This window comes from Bacillus sp. P4_D3, assembly GCF_056401855.1.
The window spans coordinates 1-19,732 of the sequence record NZ_JBFUIN010000004.1 but is presented as its reverse complement, the minus strand read 5'-3'; the positions used below and the strand labels follow the sequence as shown (position 1 = coordinate 19,732).

General features: G+C 36.6%; 20 protein-coding genes. All 20 read right to left on the bottom strand.

Going from position 1 to position 19,732, the window contains the following annotated elements; all coding sequences use genetic code 11:
• Positions 1-19: 19 nt before the first annotated feature.
• A complete protein-coding gene (locus AC1DTM_RS01415; protein ID WP_476999984.1) occupies positions 20-700 on the bottom strand; it encodes a sugar transferase in 681 nt (226 codons plus the stop codon).
• A gap of 17 nt (positions 701-717) precedes the next feature.
• On the bottom strand, positions 718-1,599 hold the full coding sequence (gene bpsC / locus AC1DTM_RS01410; RefSeq protein ID WP_476999983.1) for a UTP--glucose-1-phosphate uridylyltransferase BpsC: 882 nt from the start codon (positions 1,597-1,599) through the stop codon (positions 718-720).
• A 246-nt stretch (positions 1,600-1,845) separates the two neighbouring features.
• Positions 1,846-2,613, bottom strand: coding sequence for a tyrosine-protein phosphatase (locus AC1DTM_RS01405; protein WP_476999982.1), 768 nt, complete (start codon positions 2,611-2,613; stop codon positions 1,846-1,848).
• 110 nt (positions 2,614-2,723) lie between these two features.
• Positions 2,724-3,428, bottom strand: a complete 705-nt coding sequence (locus AC1DTM_RS01400) for a CpsD/CapB family tyrosine-protein kinase (RefSeq protein ID WP_476999981.1) — start codon at positions 3,426-3,428, stop codon at positions 2,724-2,726.
• Entirely contained in the window at positions 3,418-4,161 is a 744-nt protein-coding gene (locus AC1DTM_RS01395; protein WP_016106694.1) for a YveK family protein, read from the bottom strand. Before AC1DTM_RS01395 ends, AC1DTM_RS01400 begins: the two co-directional genes overlap by 11 nt.
• Positions 4,162-4,437: 276 nt before the next feature.
• On the bottom strand, positions 4,438-5,115 hold the full coding sequence (locus AC1DTM_RS01390; RefSeq protein WP_016106695.1) for a CpsD/CapB family tyrosine-protein kinase: 678 nt from the start codon (positions 5,113-5,115) through the stop codon (positions 4,438-4,440).
• A 375-nt stretch (positions 5,116-5,490) separates the two neighbouring features.
• Positions 5,491-5,925, bottom strand: coding sequence for a 3-hydroxyacyl-ACP dehydratase FabZ (gene fabZ / locus AC1DTM_RS01385; RefSeq protein WP_000931959.1), 435 nt, complete (start codon positions 5,923-5,925; stop codon positions 5,491-5,493).
• Between the two features lie 489 nt (positions 5,926-6,414).
• Positions 6,415-7,416 (bottom strand): rod shape-determining protein, encoded by a 1,002-nt coding sequence (gene mreB, locus AC1DTM_RS01380; RefSeq protein ID WP_016106696.1) that lies wholly within the window; start codon positions 7,414-7,416, stop codon positions 6,415-6,417.
• A 161-nt stretch (positions 7,417-7,577) separates the two neighbouring features.
• Positions 7,578-7,850, bottom strand: coding sequence for a sporulation transcriptional regulator SpoIIID (gene spoIIID / locus AC1DTM_RS01375; RefSeq protein WP_002089714.1), 273 nt, complete (start codon positions 7,848-7,850; stop codon positions 7,578-7,580).
• 309 nt (positions 7,851-8,159) lie between these two features.
• A complete protein-coding gene (locus AC1DTM_RS01370; RefSeq protein WP_002016211.1) occupies positions 8,160-8,294 on the bottom strand; it encodes a hypothetical protein in 135 nt (44 codons plus the stop codon).
• A gap of 291 nt (positions 8,295-8,585) precedes the next feature.
• Positions 8,586-9,509, bottom strand: a complete 924-nt coding sequence (locus AC1DTM_RS01365) for a peptidoglycan DD-metalloendopeptidase family protein (protein ID WP_476999980.1) — start codon at positions 9,507-9,509, stop codon at positions 8,586-8,588.
• Between the two features lie 160 nt (positions 9,510-9,669).
• Positions 9,670-10,377: an ABC transporter permease gene (locus tag AC1DTM_RS01360; protein WP_016106698.1), complete on the bottom strand. Its 708-nt coding sequence runs from the start codon at positions 10,375-10,377 to the stop codon at positions 9,670-9,672.
• Positions 10,377-11,219: an ABC transporter ATP-binding protein gene (locus AC1DTM_RS01355; protein WP_088099715.1), complete on the bottom strand. Its 843-nt coding sequence runs from the start codon at positions 11,217-11,219 to the stop codon at positions 10,377-10,379. Before AC1DTM_RS01355 ends, AC1DTM_RS01360 begins: the two co-directional genes overlap by 1 nt.
• A 180-nt stretch (positions 11,220-11,399) precedes the next feature.
• On the bottom strand, positions 11,400-12,407 hold the full coding sequence (locus AC1DTM_RS01350; protein ID WP_088099716.1) for a LytTR family transcriptional regulator DNA-binding domain-containing protein: 1,008 nt from the start codon (positions 12,405-12,407) through the stop codon (positions 11,400-11,402).
• Positions 12,408-12,947: 540 nt separating this feature from the next.
• The gene (gene spoIID / locus AC1DTM_RS01345) at positions 12,948-13,967 is read right to left on the bottom strand and encodes a stage II sporulation protein D (RefSeq protein ID WP_070147041.1); all 1,020 of its coding nucleotides are present in this window, start codon (positions 13,965-13,967) and stop codon (positions 12,948-12,950) included.
• A gap of 268 nt (positions 13,968-14,235) precedes the next feature.
• A complete protein-coding gene (murA, locus tag AC1DTM_RS01340; RefSeq protein WP_002068497.1) occupies positions 14,236-15,540 on the bottom strand; it encodes a UDP-N-acetylglucosamine 1-carboxyvinyltransferase in 1,305 nt (434 codons plus the stop codon).
• A gap of 39 nt (positions 15,541-15,579) precedes the next feature.
• Positions 15,580-16,284: a YwmB family TATA-box binding protein gene (locus AC1DTM_RS01335; RefSeq protein ID WP_207634202.1), complete on the bottom strand. Its 705-nt coding sequence runs from the start codon at positions 16,282-16,284 to the stop codon at positions 15,580-15,582.
• A gap of 51 nt (positions 16,285-16,335) precedes the next feature.
• Entirely contained in the window at positions 16,336-16,572 is a 237-nt protein-coding gene (locus AC1DTM_RS01330) for a DUF1146 family protein (protein WP_002113021.1), read from the bottom strand.
• A 215-nt stretch (positions 16,573-16,787) separates the two neighbouring features.
• The gene (gene nuoN / locus AC1DTM_RS01325) at positions 16,788-18,302 is read right to left on the bottom strand and encodes an NADH-quinone oxidoreductase subunit NuoN (protein ID WP_477000013.1); all 1,515 of its coding nucleotides are present in this window, start codon (positions 18,300-18,302) and stop codon (positions 16,788-16,790) included.
• 7 nt (positions 18,303-18,309) lie between these two features.
• Positions 18,310-19,732, bottom strand: a 1,423-nt coding sequence (locus tag AC1DTM_RS01320) for an NADH-quinone oxidoreductase subunit M (RefSeq protein ID WP_476999979.1), incomplete at its 5' end; no start/stop codon positions are given.

The window sequence follows — 19,732 nt, the reverse complement described above, 5'->3', positions numbered from 1 at the left end:
AACAAATAAATCAAAAAATTTAATATGCGCCTCTGCCGACTACAACATTCTTAACAGTTAATAGCAAAATCTTAATATCGAACCATAATGATGCATTATAAGCATAATACAACTCTAAATCTACCCTCTCTGGATATCCTACATCACTTCTTCCACTCACTTGCCAATAGCCTGTAAGACCTGGCTTTACAGATAAAAATTCATCTTTTCTTTTACCATACTCTATCAACTCTTCTTGTACCACTGGTCTTGGACCAACAAGGCTCATATCACCTTTTAAAACATTTAAAAACTGTGGAAGTTCATCTAAACTAGTCTTTCTTAAAAACTGTCCTACTTTTGTTATGCGTGGATCTTCAATTGGTTCTAATTTATAATTATTATCTATATATTTTTTATATAATATTTCATTGCCCTTTAGTTTTTCTTCCGCGTTCACAATCATTGATCTGAATTTATAAATATAAAATCTTTTTCCATCTTTCCCCATGCGAATCTGTTTAAAAAAGATAGGCCCTTTATTATCCCCTGTCATATATAAAATTGAAATTACAAGAAATATTGGAGAAAAGATTATCAATCCAACCATTGCTCCAAGTAGATCCATAATCCTTTTTGCACATAAATAAATAATATTAGGGTTTTTTATTTCCAACGTACTTTGTTCTAATGGCTCACTTGCTATTTCACGATTGTCCAAATATATCACCTTTTCCTTTATACATTTACCTTTTCTCTTTTTATAACCTCATTCATGTAATTTATTAATTCTTTATTTAAATTTTCATGTTGAAGTGMCATCTCAATTGTCGTCTTAATAAACCCAAACTTCTCTCCAACATCATAACGAACTCCTTCAAAATCATAAGCAAACACTCGTTGAATTTCATTTAATCGTTGAATCGCATCTGTCAACTGAATTTCCCCGCCTGCACCTGTTTGTTGATTCTCAAGGAACATAAAAATTTCTGGTGTTAATACGTAACGTCCCATAATCGCTAAATTCGATGGCGCTGTGCCTTCTGCAGGCTTCTCTACAAATTGACGTACTTGATAACGACGATCATTTTGTTCAACTGGATCAATGATACCGTAACGATGTGTCTCATTTTCTGGCACCGTTTGTACACCAATTACAGATGATTGTGTTCCTTCATATTGATCCATCAATTGACGTAAACATGGTGTTTCTGCTTGTACAATATCATCACCAAGTAATACCGCAAATGGCTCATTTCCAATAAATTTACGCGCGCACCACACTGCATGTCCTAAACCTTTTGGCTCTTTTTGTCTTATATAATGAATATTAATTCTTGAAGAAGCTTGTACTTTCTCAAGCATTTCATGCTTCCCTTTTTCTAAAAGGTTTTGTTCTAACTCAAAGGAATGATCAAAATGATCTTCAATTGCACGCTTCCCTTTTCCAGTAACAATAATAATATCTTCAATTCCTGATTCTATCGCTTCTTCTACTATGTATTGAATCGTTGGCTTATCAACAATCGGTAACATTTCTTTCGGCATCGCTTTCGTTGCTGGTAAAAACCTTGTCCCAAGTCCAGCAGCGGGTATAATCGCTTTTCTTACTTTTTTCAAATCTAGTACCCCCATAAACATTATTTTATCTATATGTAGCAATAACAAAAACCCTACCTATAGAGTCATATTTATAACTCCATAGGTAGAGTTTCTATTAGAAATAAATTATGGGCATCTAACCCATCCTCACGCCATGCTCCCGACGACAAGCGTCTAAGGTAGGTTCGAAATTAAATTTCTACCCACAGCACAACCGAGTGCCCCCATTGATAATGGTTAGGAGACATCACCCAAACTCTTCAATTAAAAAATACCAAACAATTTTTTGCGACGAATTTGTTCTGGGTCTTCTTTATAAATTGCTTTCCCACTAATTAATAAGTACGGATTTTCTTTCAAATCACTCATAACACTCATTCCGAATTCTTTCTCAATTAATTCGTAGCTTTCCGCTAAATGAAATCCTCTTGAAGTTGTGTTATGTGCATCTGAAGCAACCATATGCGTTAAATTATGTTCAACGAGTTGTAGTGAGAATTTTTTTATTTTTTTACCGAACTTTCCTAAGAGACTTCCTGCTGTCACTTGTGTTAATGCACCTTTATTTACAAGGTTATATAACTTATCTGGTCGCTCAATTAGTTCAGCATTCCGTTCCGGATGAACGATAATTGGGATCATTCCTTTAACACGCAGTTCATATAATAGTTGTTCTGCATAACGAGGTACATGATTAGATGGGAACTCAATTAATATGTATTTATCTGTTTCGTTTAAAGTAACAATTTTATCAGCTTCATAGTCTTCTAATAAATCACCATATAACCTGACCTCTTGTCCAGGCAAAATCTTTAGCGGAATATCATGTTGTTGTAGTTCATCATTTAATTGTTTCACTTGATGAATAATAGAAGTACGTTCATTTATATATTTTCCATTTTGATGGTGTGGTGTTGCGACAATTGTATGAATTCCTTCTTGAACAGCTTTTTGCGCCATCGCTAAACTATCTGTTACTGTTTGTGCACCGTCATCGATGCCAGGTAAAATGTGACAATGTAAATCAATCATTCTTCTCATCCTCCCTCTCGTATACAAATCTTTTTTCCCTTGAATATGAGATAAATCTCATATTCAAGGGAAAAAAGGAGATATGTTCTTACCATATCTCACTCTATTAGTTAGTTTGCACCGTAGTAATAATATGAGCCTTGTTCGCTTTCACGATCGTTCAGAACAACGCCTAACAATTTACCTTTTGCAGATTCTAATAATCCTTTTGCTTTTACCGCTGTTTCCTTTTCTGTCGATTCACTACGAACGACAAGAATAGAAGCATCGCATACATTCGCCATAATTTGCGCGTCTGTTACAGCTAAAATTGGCGGTAAATCAAAAATAACTAAATCGTACATACTATACGCTTGAGCAAGAAGTTCTTGCATTGATTTCGAACCTAACAACTCCGCGGGATTGGGCGGGATTGGACCACACGCTAAAAAGTGTAAACTATCAACTGATGTCGTTTGTACACACTTCTCTAAACGTTCACTATGTGTTAGTACATTCGTTAATCCGAAAATATTATCAACTTGGAACATTTGATGCATCGCCGGTTTACGCATATCTGCATCAATTAATAATACTTTCTTTCCTTGTTGAGCGAAAACAACTGCCATATTCGCTGTCGTTGTCGTTTTCCCTTCACTTGGGTTCGCAGACGTTACTATCAATGAATGTAAATTTGTATCCACAGACGCAAATTCAATGTTTGTTCGAATATTACGATATTGTTCTGAAATTGGTGATTTCGGTTGTTGATGAGCAATTAATTGACGACGTTGACGTTGATTTTTTTTCTTTTTAAATAAACTATTAAGAGCCAATTGTTTGTCCCCTCACTTTTCTTGATGATGGAGCATGTGATTTCACGTTCGTTGTTTCTTCATCCATACGAGCTACAATACCTAACACCGGTAGTCCAAGTAAGTTTTCTACATCTTCTTCTTTTTTCACTGTGTTATCTAAGTATTCTAGTAAGAATGCAAGACCAACTGCAGCCATTAAACCAACAACAAAAGCAATTGCTACATTTAACATCGGGCGTGGTTTAATTGGAGATTGATTTTCTCCAACTTCTGCTTTCGATAATACCGTTACGTTATCGACATTCATAATTTTTGCAACTTCACCTTTAAATACATCTGCAGTTGCATTTGCGATATCACGAGCTACTTTCGGATCTTTATCCTCAGCTGTTACCGAAATGACCTGTGAATCTTTTTCATTTGCAACATTAATTTTTCCTGTTAAAGCTTGCGCTGTCATATTTAAATTTAATTTTTCATTCACTTGATCTAAGATTACTGGACTTTTAATAATAACCTTATATGTATTCGTTAATTGAATATTTGTTTGTATTTCACCTGCTTGAATCATTGTCCCTTCTTGCTTCTTCTGATTCACAAGAATTTGCGTTGAAGATTGATAGATTGGTGTCATGAAGAAGAAGCTAATAATAGCACTTACTATAGCCGCACCAAAGGCAATTACGAGGATCATTGCTAAACGTTTTTTTAAAATATGAAATAACTCTTTTAAACTAATTGTTTCTTCCATAAGTTCCTCCAACTTTCTAAAATTTGCACATAAGAAAAAGTATAACATATAATCTTATATTTTTTTATTTTAGTAATATCTATGTATGATTGTTATTTAAAAACATATATAATCTTACAAAATAATCTTAAATATGACAACACATTCCATAGAATTTCCAAAATTTCCATTGTATCATTTTTTTTGCATAATGCAATAAAAAGCTATTGAATAACTCAAAAAAAGCCAATAAAAATACTTATTGGCTTTAAAAATTATTATATCATACATTATTTTCTAATAATATCCATATTGTTCCTTTTCTTCATTCTTGTCATTTAGTACAACACCAAGCAGTTTACCAGACGCCTTGTCTAAAATTTGTTTTGCTTTTACCATTTTATCTTTTTCTGTTTGTTCACTGCGCACGACAAGTATGACTCCATCACATTTGTTCGCAAGTATTTGTGCATCGGTAACCGCAAGAACTGGCGGTGTGTCTATTAAAATCATATCAAACATGTTATATGCTTCTAGTAATACCTCGTCCATTACTCGATTGCCTAACAGTTCCGCTGGGTTTGGTGGTATTGGACCTGACGCCATTAAGTATACATTCTCTATATCTGTCTTTTGAATGCATTGCATTAATTTTGCTTGTCCTAATAATACGTTCGTTAATCCATTTGAATGATGACTTGCAAATAAGTTTTGTATCGTCGGCTTACGTAAGTCAGCTCCGATTACTAAAACTTTTTTTCCTTGTTGACCGAAAACAACTGCTAAGTTTGCAACTGTCGTCGTTTTTCCGTCACCTGGATTTGCTGAAGTGACAATAAGAGAACGCATATTATGATCTACAGATGTAAATTCAATATTTGTACGAATGTTACGGTATTGTTCTGCAATACGCGATTTAGGCTCTTTATGTGTAATTAATTGTTTTAATGGCTTTCTTTTTTTTCTCCCGAACATGTCCTAGTCTCCTTTTTTAAATGCGACCCTTTATATGCTCGATGCACACGCCCATTTCATTCATGATCGATATATTACGCTTTTTATCTACTTATTTCCACTGGTAAATCCGTCCATTCTCTCCCATATCCCACCATACTCCATGCCATTCTATTTTGTCCTATATAAAGATCGTAACAATATGACAATAGCTTCATTTCTTTTATACCTTTATCATTTATCTCAAAAGCGAGATAAATGATAAAGTAATTATATGGTAATTCAAATTAGTTGCAAACTAATTTTCTGACTAGTTTGTATTTTTATATTTATATCGATATATACAGTAAATAAAAAATCCTCCTGTATTTTTACAAGAAGATTTTTTTATTCTATCTATTCTTTTTTGTCGCCAATCGCAAATGTAATTTCAGCCTCGCAGGCAACTTCACCATCCACCGTTGCGATTGCTTTTCCTTTTCCAATTGGGCCACGTACGCGCGTCATTTCTACTTCTAAACGAAGTTGATCACCTGGGCGCACTTGTTTTTTGAAACGACAGTTGTCGATGCCTGCGAAGAAAGCAAGTCTGCCGCGGTTTTCTTCTTTCTTTAATACAGCAACTGCACCAACTTGCGCTAATGCTTCTACAATAAGTACACCAGGCATAACCGCATAATCTGGGAAGTGTCCATTAAAGAACTCCTCGTTTGCAGATACATTTTTAATTCCAACTGCTCTTTTCCCCTCATCCACTTCTAATATTTTATCAACAAGTAAAAATGGATAGCGGTGAGGAATGATTTCTTTAATTTGTTCTATATTTAGCATATAACAATCGCCCCTTTTGCAATATTGGTCTTACCACTTGGACATATTGTTATTATCCCATTTTGTTTATTATTTGTCATTATAAAGTACTACTTTACTTCCTATTATAAAAAAATGCACACACTCTATTCCATTAAAATAGTTGCACTTCCCAGCAACTGACACGGAGGTAGAAAAGAGTGTATGCCCAAATTAGGGAAAGGCAATATGTATTCGAACATTTTTTGCCTTAATGTCGTATTCGACTCATTATATTACAAACGTTTTCAAATATGGAAATATTAAATTTAACCATATATATGAATATTTTACCTGTTTTCTCTATTTTTCTCTATTTTTCTTCTATTTTCTTAATAAATTAAAAAAATATAAAGATATAAAAAAATAAAAAGGACCAAGGTTTGATACCTTAGTCCTTCTCACTTTATCCCGATTGGTGAAGGCTAATAATCAGCGGGGGATGAACCTCCCACTGATTAAAGTTTCACTTTATTTCAATGCACGACGTGGTAATTTATCGATATTCTCTAACATAATACCTGTACCAATAGCAACACATTGCATTGGGTTTTCAGCGATTAATACTGGTACCTTTAATTCTTCTGCTAGAAGCATGTCGATACCGTGTAATAAAGCTCCACCGCCTGTTAGAATAACACCGCGATCGATAATGTCCGCAGATAGTTCTGGTGGTGTACGCTCTAGTACGCCTTTTGCAGCTTGTACAATGATAGCTGCGTCTTCTTTTAGTGCTTCTGTAATTTCTTCAGAGCATACTGTAATTGTACGTGGTAAACCTGTTACCATGTCACGTCCGCGAATTTCAAGCTCTTCACTACGTGCACCTGGGAATACTGTACCAACTTTAATTTTAATATTTTCTGAAGTACGTTCTCCAATTAATAACTTATACTTACGTTTAACGTAGTTTAAGATTTCCATATCAAACTTATCGCCAGCCATTTTGATAGAGGAAGAGGTAACAATATCACCCATAGAAAGTACGGCAATATCTGTTGTACCTCCACCAATATCAACAACCATGTTTCCGCTTGGTTGGAAGATTTCCATACCAGCACCAACTGCGGCTACTTTTGGTTCTTCTTCTAAAAATACTGTTTTACCACCTGAACGTTCTGCAGCCTCACGAATTGCTTTTTGCTCTACAGATGTGATATTTGTTGGACAGCAAATTAAAATACGAGGTTTTGAAAAGAAGCTCTTCACGTCCAATTTGTTAATGAAATACTTTAGCATTGCTTCTGTAATGTCGAAATCTGCGATTACACCATCTTTAAGTGGACGAATTGCCACAATATTACCAGGTGTACGTCCCACCATACTTCTTGCTTCTTCACCTACTGCTAATACTTTTCCACTATTACGATCAATTGCCACAACAGATGGCTCATTTAATACAATACCCTTACCTTTAACATGAATTAATACGTTAGCCGTACCTAGGTCAATTCCGATATCTCGTGCAAACATTCCCGTCATTTCCTCCTCGATATTCAAAATCAGGTTACACCCGAATTCTTTTACACCTAATTTCTGATTTTATCATAAATTTAACAGAAACGTAATATTCGCAAAAAGAATTCTTCTGAAAATTATTACCGAATTCGCAAGGAATGTTTGCTATTTTAGATTTATTGGCGCACAGGGTTTTCTGTATCTTCTTTTCGATACTTCTGCTTTGTTGCTTCTCCTCCTCTTAAATGACGAATAGACTTATGATAATCAAGAATTTCCTTCACTTCATTTGCGAGCTCTGGATTAATTTCTGGCAAACGTTCTGTTAAGTCTTTATGGACTGTACTCTTTGATACCCCAAACTCCTTTGCGATTACGCGCACTGTCTTTCTTGTCTCCACGATATACTTGCCAATCTTGATAGTTCTCTCTTTGATGTAATCGTGCACACCACTCGCCTCCCTAAATTGGATGTGAGAAGTGTGAAATGAGACTCGCTGCATACGACTATGAAGTAAATGTGAGTGCTGTTTGTAAGCGTTAAACATTCTTGGATTTATAATGAAATGATTCACGATTTCTCACCTCAAACACTCTCTTTGCATTGGTTTATACCATTGTATTGCCCGCACTACTGATATATGCTACATGTTCACTATTTTTGCGGACTAAGTTAAGAAAAATTACGTTTTTTTGTGAGAAATACGTTAACAATGACAATTATGGCGAAAAAAAGTGACACCTCTTTATAAAAGGTGTCACTCTTCTCTTTCATACTCTTCTTCTAACAACTGATGGTGGGGGACTTCTTTCTTACCGGCAATATAATAATATAAAGCGAATAAAACAAACAATAAAATGATAGCAATCGACAGAACAGATAAAAATGACACAGTATCCCCTCCCTTTTGTAATATATATTCGAGAATCTCGTCATTTTTCCTTGTTATTGCAACTTTTTTCTCGAAATTGATTATTTTTATATAAAGTGAAACTTTAATCAGTGGGGGTTCTCTTCACCCCCACTGATTATTAGTTGAACCAATCGGGCTTTTACGGACAGTTGATCYCCACCTAACTTCTTTGCTTTCGCTGAATTTTGAGGTGGGGGTCTTACTGCCCGTTAATGCGGGGTGAAAATAAAAAAATCAGCTCTCCTAATGAGAACTGATTTTTTCACTTTATTATTCTTGTGAAGAAGAACCGTTAGATGATTCTGTAGAACCATTCGTTGATTTTTCTTCTTTTTGAGATTTCTCATCTTGTTTGCCGTTCGTCTCTTTATCACTAGTCGAACCGCTTGTTGATTTCTCTTCTTTTTGAGACTTATCTTCTGTTTTATTTTCTGGTTTCGTGCTTGTTGACTTTTCTTCTTTTTGAGATTTGTCATCAGCTTTTTTACCAGAAGCATTTGTCGCCTTTGCAGCACCTGCATCAGCTTTAATTTCTGCTACTGATTTATTTAAATAACGCTCAGGGTTCACAGCCACATTGTCTTTACGTACTTCAAAGTGAACGTAAGAACCAGCCTCTTTATTCATTGCATTTAGACCTGATTTTCCTAACACTTCACCTTGCGCAACTCTTGCACCTTTTTCTACTTTCACATTGCCTAAGCTTTGATAAGATGCTGCTATACCATTTCCACTATCTACTGTTACAACATAACCAAGAAGTGAATCTTTTTCAGCCTTCGTTACTGTACCACTTAAAGCAGCTGTAACATCAAATTCTTTTCCGTTTTTCGCAGCAATGTCAATTCCTTTATTCGGGGAATATGTGTTGTTATAAAAGACAAGTGCTTTTTCTTGTTCCGCCTCTGATGCTGCATCTTCATAGAATTTCTTCTGTACTACTACTTCTGCATTTACTGCAGCTGGCATTTTCACTACTTCTGAAGATTTTGTTACCGGTATTGCTGGATCTTCCGATTGTGTATACGGTGTTGCTTGATCTTGGTTCGGAGCTTTCTTTGGATTAGCCCCCTGGAACCATAGCGCAACCATTAAGATTACCGCCGCACAAGCAATGTATAGTGCCGGAAACACCCATCTTTTTTGAAATAAATGTACTACCTTTTGTGACTTTTTACTATTTCTTCCTCGCATTCCATCATCACCTCAGCAATCATTTTGAACAATATTCACTCATCCTATACAACCTATAACTAATTACTTTTCGACAAAATCTGTAAAAATATGTATAAGAATTGCAGAATTTCCGAGGAAATGATGAAAAAAGAAAAAACTGAGCGTTTGAGCTCAGTTTTTAGTCCATTTGTTTCTTTTTATACACGAAGAGCGTAATAACAAGTACTGCAACTAACCAAATAGTTATGTTCAATAAATTACTAGTAATTGCACTAAAACCTTCTCCTTTTATTACACTACTAACTGCAAGACCGATATGACGAGTTGGTAAATAATCGATTATTTTTGTAACGACTTCATTCTTTACAAACATTCCAATTAAATCACCGAAAAGAAATGTCATTAATATTGGTAATCCAATTGTTGATGTTTGCGGCACATTTTGAGCTAATAATCCAATACAAGTACCAATGAGGTTAAATATTAGCATTCCAAGAACAAAGATGAGTAATAATAATGCAAAATTACCTTCTAATTTACCTAAAATAAGTAGATTAATAAAACAGATTGCAACTGTAATCATACCTGTTAATGAACTTTTACCAATTAATACTTCAATAGATGATGCTGGTGATAACATAAGAACACGAAGCGTATTTTTTTCCTTTTCTTCAGCGATGAGCATTGCCTGTACAAAGCCTCCGACCATAACTAACGCCATCGCAGTTAACGTACTTGCTCCAACTTCTCTCATATTATCTGAGCGACTAAATAATACCGAAAAGACAAGTGGCATTACCAACATAATTAAAGTTTGTGAGTTCGTTTTAAAATCCTGTACCTCTTTCCGAAAAATCGCTGAAAATCGTCTCATTGAAAATGTCATTATAATCCCCTCCCAGTAACTTCAATAAAGATATCGCCTAGCGTTGGTTCGTGTGAATGAATAGATAGTAATTCGCCTTTTTTCATCCATTCTGAAATGCGTTTTGCCCCTAATTCATCTTTTTGTACCGTTTCTTTTTGTTTATCTTTTAACACAACCTGTATTTGATCTTTCGCGTATTGCAAGCGAAGGTTTTCAGGTGTATCAAGCGCTACTATTTCGCCCCCACAAAGGAAGGCAATGCGGTTACAAAGCGTCTCTGCTTCGTCCATGTTGTGCGTTGTTAAGAAAATCGTTGTTCCTTCTTTATTTAAGTCTTTTAAGATTTTATGAATGTTTTGTACGTTTACCGGATCAAGTGCAGATGTTGGTTCATCTAAGAAGAGGATATCTGGTTTATGAAGAATTGCTCTTGCTAATGTGACGCGCTGCTTCATTCCTTTTGATAATTTTTTCACTTGTGTTTTTTTATCATCCAATAAGTTCACTTGTGCTAGCACTTCATCAATTCGTTCTTTTTTGCAATCGTATAAGTCACAAAATAATAGTAAGTTATCATAAATGCTAAGTCTTTCATATAAGCCGCTATTGTCTGTTAAAATACCGATTCGTTTGTAATCAATGCTACTTGGTCCTTTAATGTCTTTACCTAATACTCTTACAGTTCCAACGCTATGAAGCAATTGAGAAGTTAATATTTTTACTGTTGTCGTTTTCCCAGATCCACTCGGTCCGAGGAATCCGAAAATTTCTCCTTGCTTCACCTCAATATTTACATTTCGAAGTGCTGTTTTTCCATCGAAACTTTTCATTACATCTTTCATTTCAATTGCCAATGTCATTTCGTCATCCCCTTTGTTTTTCTTTTTATAGATGAAAGTCGCTTTAGCTCTTTTCGTTTGTTTGTTTCGCTTTTCTTGACTCAATCATATGAAAAACAAAGGGGTTACGCAGTAAAATACCGGTAAAAGGAGTATTTTTACCGGTGAATGAATCCTATTTTGAGCTTATTGAAGCGTTTTTCATAGCCCAATTACACCTTTTAATTCATCCATTCGTCCTTTCGAAAGCGGAATGGAGCTTTTCCGTTCATCATCCAAAATTAAACTAAAACTATTTCGTGTCCAAGTAATAACTTCTCGTACTCTTTGTAAATTAACGAGGTACGAGCGATGACATCTGAAGAATCCGAATCCTGTTAATCTCGCTTCTAATTCACTTAATGTTAATGCGCATACGAAATCGCCTTCCCGAACATGAATATGTGTCACTCCATTTTGCGTTTCAATGAAATGAATCTCCATCGGATCAAGTAAAATGATTTTATCATTCACTTTCGCTGGAATTCTTTCTAACTTCATTTGCGGAATCATTTGAACTACTTTTTCTCGATCGATCTCTTCAGCTTCTTCTTGCTCTATTTCTATCTTTTTCACACCATCATTGTTTAATATGTATACATCTTCTGTCAACGAAAGGGCATCCGATAAAAAGGAGGACGTAATAAAGATTGCCTTTCCTTGCTCTTTCATTTTCATAATCGCTTTTCGAATAATAATCGTACTCTCTGTATCTACATTTTGCTCTGGCTCTTCCAAAATAACTAAATCCGGATTATGAATCATAACTCGCCCAATATGAAGGCGCCTTTTCTCTGAAAATGACAATTTTTCTATTTTAACGTTTAACTTATCTAGGAGACCGACATATTGTACTACCTCTTCCATACTCATATTGAATTCATACAGACCTAACAAAAACTTGAAGTACTCCTTCACCTTCAAACGGTCGTATGCTTCATCTTTCAAAAAACAAAAACCGATGCGTGAATATACTTTCTTCCCAATTGGCTCCCCTTCGAACAACACACTGCCCGAAGAAGCCTCTTCTTCCCCGATAATAATACGGTGCAACACTTTAGCTGTATGATTATTGCATTGCAAAACAACACATTGTCCTTTTTCAACCTCCAGTTCAATTGCTGGTAACTGGCTCGTCTTCCCTAACTGTTTCAACTCCAATAACGCCATTCTGTCTCCCCCAAATGTTTTTTATCTTATTATACCAAACAGTTAATGGAAAATTATGATATTTTATACAACGCCACTTAAAATACGTCAACAAAGAAGGCCATCCATGTTAAAGGATAGCCTTCTTCTCTATTTCTGCTCCACCATATAAGTTTTCAACTGATCACGAAGTGCTCTTTTTAAGAATTTCCCTACAGATGTTTTCGGAATTTCATTTACGAATAAAATATCATCTGACATAAAGAGTACCTTCCATTTTTTTCTACAAATAATGACAAAAGGGGTGCCCCATAAGTCGAACTTTCCGACTAGGCGACAACCCTTTATATTTTCTCCTTGCTGAACAATACCATAGCAACTGAAATTATATTAACGATTTTTCGAATATATCTATCATAACTTACAATATATCAACGATTTTTTAAATATATCTATCGTTACTCACAATATATCAACGATTCGACGAGGAATATCGATTTACCGACAAAGTTTTACAATAGTAGCAACCTATATAATAAAGGTGTATGTGCACCATCATCTCTATTTTTTCACCATCAATTTCCCTTCATAATCGTTCATCGTTTTAATTTCGATTCCTTTATAATAATGAGCGACGATATCTGTATATTTCTTACCTTCTTGTGCCATACCATTCGCACCATACTGGCTCATACCAACGCCGTGACCGAAACCTTTCGTCTTAACGATGATGTTATCTCCTTCTTGTTTCCACGTAAAGTCTGAGGAGCGTAAATCTAACTTTTCACGAACTTGCTTTCCCGTTAATGTTTTCCCTTGAAATGCTACATCCTTTACACGCTTTCCTTCCGTAAGGTCCTTAATGTTTCCAACCTTTCCGTCTGCCAGCACCTTCACACCGAGGCGTTTTTGAAAGTCAGCTACTGTGAATGTTTGTTCACTCGTAAATTTCGGAGAGGCTTGATCCCACGGACTATCTACGCTTTTCAAATACGGATAATCATTCCCCCAATAATCAGCTGCATTTTCTGTTCGGCCGTTACTCGTTGAGAAGAAAGATGCTGAAATTGGTTTTCCCTCATACGTTAAAACTTGTCCTGCGGTTTTCGAAACGGCTTCCTCAATTTTCTTTAAATTACTTTCGTAGTTATTACCCCATTGTTTCTTCAATTCCTCTTTACTTTTGTACACTTGATCTTTCACCGTATCTGTCACGTCCGCATTGTTTTTCTTACCACCGCTTAGCATACGCTGCACTACAAATGTTCTTGCTGCTAATGCCTGCGCCTTTAGCGCCTCTATTTCAAAGCTGGCATTCATCTCAGAAGCTACTACACCGGCCACATACTCCTCCATAGGTAATGTTTCTACCTTCTTTTGCTGATCACGGTATACAGCAACTTGAACCGCTGTATCCACTTTCCCTGGAGCTGGTATACTTTCTATCGCTGGAGGAGTTTTAGAAGCTGCTTCTTCCCCTACTTTTGCTTTCGCAAACGGAATAACAAGAGCAGCAGGTACAATGATAACGAGCGCTATTAGGAGCGCTACTGTAATGAAAAGTGGCTTTGAAAATTTCATCCTATTCCCCCAATATAAAGTTGGATTCCTTTCATTCTTATGGAACTCCGGGATTTTTTAGAACATACTTGGGGCTATCGATATAAAGTGAAACTTTAATAAGGTGGAGTTTTGAGGTGGGAGTCTTAATGAACACAAATAGCGGGATAAAAAGAAAATTTTCTAAATATTTTCACTGAGACGTGCATAAGTATAGAATTTATTGACTATAACAGTAATAACCCAAAAAAAATAGCCTCTACGTCAAAAGACATAGAGACTACTTCAATTAAGCGTGAAGATCAGAAACTTCTTGTTCTTTCACTTCTTCTACTTTTTCGTTTACACGTTCAATAGTTGCACCTAATGCAGCTAATTTCTTATGGAAATCTACATAACCACGGTCAAGATGTTTTAACTCTGTTACACGAGTATAACCTTCTGATACTAAACCAGCTAAGATTAATGCTGCTGCAGCACGTAAATCAGTTGCGCCTACTTCAGCACCTTGTAAGCTACTTGGACCGTTCATAATTACAGAACGACCTTCGATTTTAATATCAGCATTCATACGACGGAATTCTTCAACGTGCATAAAGCGGTTTTCGAATACCGTTTCTGTAATCATACTTGTTCCATCAGCATGTAGTAATAATGCCATCATTTGTGATTGCATGTCTGTTGGGAAACCTGGATGAGGCATAGTTTTAATATCAACCGCTTTTAACTTATCTGGGCCGATAACACGCACACCTTCATTTTCCTCAATAATTTTAACACCCATTTCTTCCATTTTCGCTGTAATTGAGCGTAAATGTTCAGGCACAGCATTTTCAATTAAGATGTCTCCACCTGTAATTGCCGCTGCAACCATGAATGTTCCTGCTTCAATACGGTCAGGAATAATAGGGTGGTTTGCACCATATAATTTCTCAACGCCTTCAATACGAATCGTTCCAGTTCCAGCACCGCGTACTTTCGCTCCCATTGCATTTAAGAAGTTAGCTAAGTCAACGATTTCTGGCTCTTTCGCTGCGTTTTCAAGGACTGTTGTCCCTTTTGCTAATGTAGCTGCAGACATAATGTTTTCTGTTGCGCCTACGCTTGGGAAGTCTAAATAAATTTTAGCTCCTTTTAGTTCTCCCTCTACGTGTGCTTCAACAAATCCGTTACCAACTTTTACTTTCGCTCCCATTGCTTCGAAGCCTTTTAAATGTTGGTCAATTGGACGTGAACCAATTGCACATCCACCAGGAAGTGCAATACGAGCACGACCGTTACGTGCTAATAATGGTCCCATTACTTGAACAGATGCACGCATCTTACGTACATACTCAAATGGTGCTTCAATGTTTAATTCTTTAGAAGAATCGATTGTTACTTGGTTATTTTCAAATACGACTTCAGCATTTAAATGACGTAATACCTCGTTAATTGTGTATACATCAGATAATACTGGTACTTCAGATAGTACATTCTTTCCGTCACTCGCTAATAGGGCTGCAGCGATTATAGGTAATACAGCATTTTTTGCGCCCTCAACACGCACTGTGCCGCTTAACCGCTTTCCGCCACGGACGATGATCTTTTCCAAATTATTCCCCTCCGTGTCCTTTTTTCAGTATCTATTCACTCAATACTCAGAAGTTATGATCGGTGTGCCAACCACAATTGTATCTTTGTTGTTTGTAGAACGTATTGCTATTTGCACATTTATTTTCTCTCTATTTGTTGAAAGAGCGTCATTCCACTTTTTATTATATGCGGAGACTGATACAAATGCTCTTTCTTCTATCTGCTCGATCGCTCTTGCTGAAAGATCTTTCAAAACCTGATTGGTTTTATTTTGCAAAACACCTTCAATCTTATCATTCAATACACCTTGAACACAAGTGTAAATTATAGGTTTTTCGCTAAAAATCCCATTCATTCTCTGAACATACTTTGGGTCCCATTTCGCCCCGCTCACTTCAAAAATAATAAAAGTGTTTTCTTTAGTATTTTCCTTACTCCAAGTTACTACTATTCGTTCTTCATGTGAAGAATATTTTTTATAGGATGTAGCCTTATATCCATCTGGAGATTGTTCTAATTCCCAACTTTCGATGTTTGCCTCTTCCTTCACATCGTTTAACAGTTTTTGAAACGTATGTATATTAGAAATTGTTTTCGTTTCTCGCGCTAACCATGACCACCGCTCTACTTTTGCATCGTTCTTCTCTAAAGCTGCAATCATGCTCTCCATTTTCTGTTCATCGCTTATAGGTTTCATCTCTTTATATCCAACCAAAAATAAAACAACACTTACGATAACGATAAGAATGGCTTTAAACTTCAATTTCATCCCCTCCTATCCCCATTGTTAACGGAGATATGAGGTTCTATACACTTACTTTACTAAATACGTTAAACTCTTTGAATAGCCTAAATAATCAAGGAAAAAGTTACTTACAGATGTCCCAATTGTAATTGTAATTAGGATGAGTAATACTCTCGTCTGCATCACTTTCCCAGATTTCATTAAGCGCTCAATGTGAATACCTTGTAAGGCCCACCACGTAATGGTAATAAATAATAAATGTGAAACAATGGCAATCAGTGCTTGTTGCCCTAAAAGATGTGCCAAAAAATCGACCCCTTTTTTTGCTTGGCTACTACTTACGCAAAATGTAAAAAACGATACCATAAATAAGTAGGAACCACACTTTTTCACACGCAAATAAGCATCTTACATTTTACATCGTAATTTTCTGTTAAAAAACATATACCTATAGGTGTTTTCATTTGCTGTTACTCCACAATAAAAAGCGTAGAGTACGGACTCTACACCTTTTATTTTTACTATTGTACCACGTTCCCTAAGAAGAAGAAATCTTTCATTAATGGAAAATATTCATAGAAGAAATTGTAACCAATCATCGGCATAATCCCCAGTATTACAATYGAAATTGCRCAAAGACTCATGACAATCTTTATATTTAACGGTAACCGAAGCTTTTCTTCTGTCTCTCCCGTGCGGAAAAACATTTKCTGTAATATCCGGAAGTAATATACGAATGAAATAACTGTTGTCCCCATCATAATAGAAACTAATACGTAATGAGCAGGTTCAACATGAAGTGCCCCTAAAAAGATGTTAATTTTCCCGATGAAACCTGCTGTCCCCGGTATTCCAGCTAACGATAAAATAAAGATCGTCATCACTATAGCTGTAAAGGGAGATCGCTTATATAACCCTGTAAAAATCGTCATATTTTCCTTATCATTTTGTAAGATTAATCCGTGGATGATTGCAAATGCTCCTATATTCATAAGCATATATGCAAGCATATAAAACCACATACTATCCATCGTAAACTGTGATAGCGCTACAAGGGGAACTAGCAAATACCCAGCATGCGCGATACCTGAATAGGCAAATAGACGTTTTACGTTGTATTGCTTTAATGCTACTACATTCCCAACAATCATCGTAATACTCGCTAGCACCGCAATGTATATGCTCATACGCCCGTACAAAGATTGTGCGTCTCCTTGGACTGCCACGCCTGCAAACACCATAAGAAACAAACGCGTAATGAGTAGAAATCCAGCAATTTTAGAAATCGTTCCGAGGAAAGCAGTGACAGGTGTAGCCGCTCCCTCATACACATCTGGTGCCCACATATGAAATGGCACTGTTGCAATTTTGAACGAGAGTCCAACGAGCAGTAGTAGAAATGCAAGAGCTAACAATAATTGAATGCCACCAGCCAGCTCTTGCGTAAATACCTTTTGCATTTCCACTATGTTGGTCGACCCTGTAATACCGTATAAGTAGCTCATTCCAAAGAGCGTAATTGCTGTTCCAATTCCTCCGTTAATGACGTATTTCATCGCTGCCTCATTTGATGCGCGGTTTCTCTTTCGGATTCCTACTAGAATATACGAAGAAAGCGAGAGCAGTTCTAAACCAACGAACAATGTGATGAAATCAACGCTAGAAGCCATGAACATCGCTCCTAGGAGCGCCATTAAAAACAAGTAATAATATTCTCCTTTATCTTGAATAGGCTCCTTCTTGTCATCGCTCATTGCCATACATAAAACGAGAGCTGCTCCGCCTAACAACAACGTTTTAAACCCTTTTGAAAATCCATCTAGCACAAACGATCCGTTTAAAATATCTCCTGCCGGTTCGCTGTATAGCGAAATTAATGACACTATCGCTAACAAGACAGCGGCAATTGCACTAATCGCTACGTACCTATGGTTCAGCTTAAAAAACAAATCACATATGGAAAGAAGGATGGCCGCCCCGAGAATAATGAATTCTGGTACCATGAGATGCCATGATAAGCTAAGTAATGTGTTCATATCCATCCTACTTCACCCCCAATGTTTTCAATGTAGTTTGAAGTGGATCCCCTAGTAGTTCTGGCATTACCCCAATTGCAATAATACAAACGATAAGCACTATAACAGGAACATACTCCCATCCGTGTATATCAGATTTCACTTCCCATTCTTTCTTACCAAATGTCACTTGAAGTGTCGCTCTTAATACGTATACAGCGGTCAAAATAATTCCAAGTACACCTGCGGCAGCGATAACCGGTTTTCCTTGGAATAAACCGAGAAAGGCAAGGAATTCGCTAATAAATCCAGACATCCCTGGCATTCCAAGCGATGCCATACCGCCCGCTAGGAAGAAACCGCTAAGTACTGGAACACTTTTTGCAAGTCCACCAAGTGCTGTAATATCCGAAGTCCCGAAACGCTCTTCAATAATGCCAAGCAAGAAGAAGAGCAAGGCCGCAATTAAGCCGTGAGACACAACTTGGAACAGCGCCCCTTGTGTACCTGGTGCATTTAACGCCGCAAGACCCATTAATACAATGCCCATATGCGAAATACTAGAGTAAGCAAGTACCTTTCTAAAGTCCGTTTGGATGAGTGCTAGAAAGGCCCCATACAATAAATTAATTACCCCTAAAATCGCGATTAGCGTTGCAAAATCACGAAAATATTCTGGGAATAATCCTTTCCCGAAGCGAACAATACCGTACGCGCCAATCTTCAGCAAAACCCCCGCATGAAGCATAACTACAGCAGGATGCGCTTCTATATGTACATTGACCATCCAGCGATGCAAAGGGAAAACAGGGAGTTTAATCGCAAAAGCAATCATTATGGCAAGAAACAAGCCGAACTGTAAGCTACTTGAGACAGCCATTCCTCCCCCAGCACCTACACTCGTTAATATTTCTTTAAGCTCCGCAATATTTGTCGTACCTGTTTTCGCAAATAAAACCGAGAAAACGATAAGTAAAATAGCTGATCCAATACCGTTATATATTAAATAACTATATGCAGCCTTTTCACTCGACAATTTCCCCCACTTGCCAATTAATAAAAACATTGGCGGCAACGTAATTTCAAAGAAGATGAAGAACAGCATTAAATTTTGAGCAGCGAAGACACCGAGCATCCCTATTTCTAACATGAGTAACAGCATGTAGAATGCTTTCAAATTTCTTTTAATAGAAAATGCCGCAATAGCTGCAAGCATCGCTAGAAGGGCTGTGAGCACCATCATTACAAGCGATAAACCATCAATACCAAGCTCGTAATAAATTGAAAACCACCTTTTGTCCACTGCTGTGAAATCCCCAAATTTAATCCATTTCACTTTTTCATCAAATATCGATAAACTCTTTCCTGAAGCGTATGTACAAGCAAGGACGATAGCAATTCCAAATGGAAGCGCCGTTCCGAATAAACCAAGCGCCTGCACTGTACGCGAT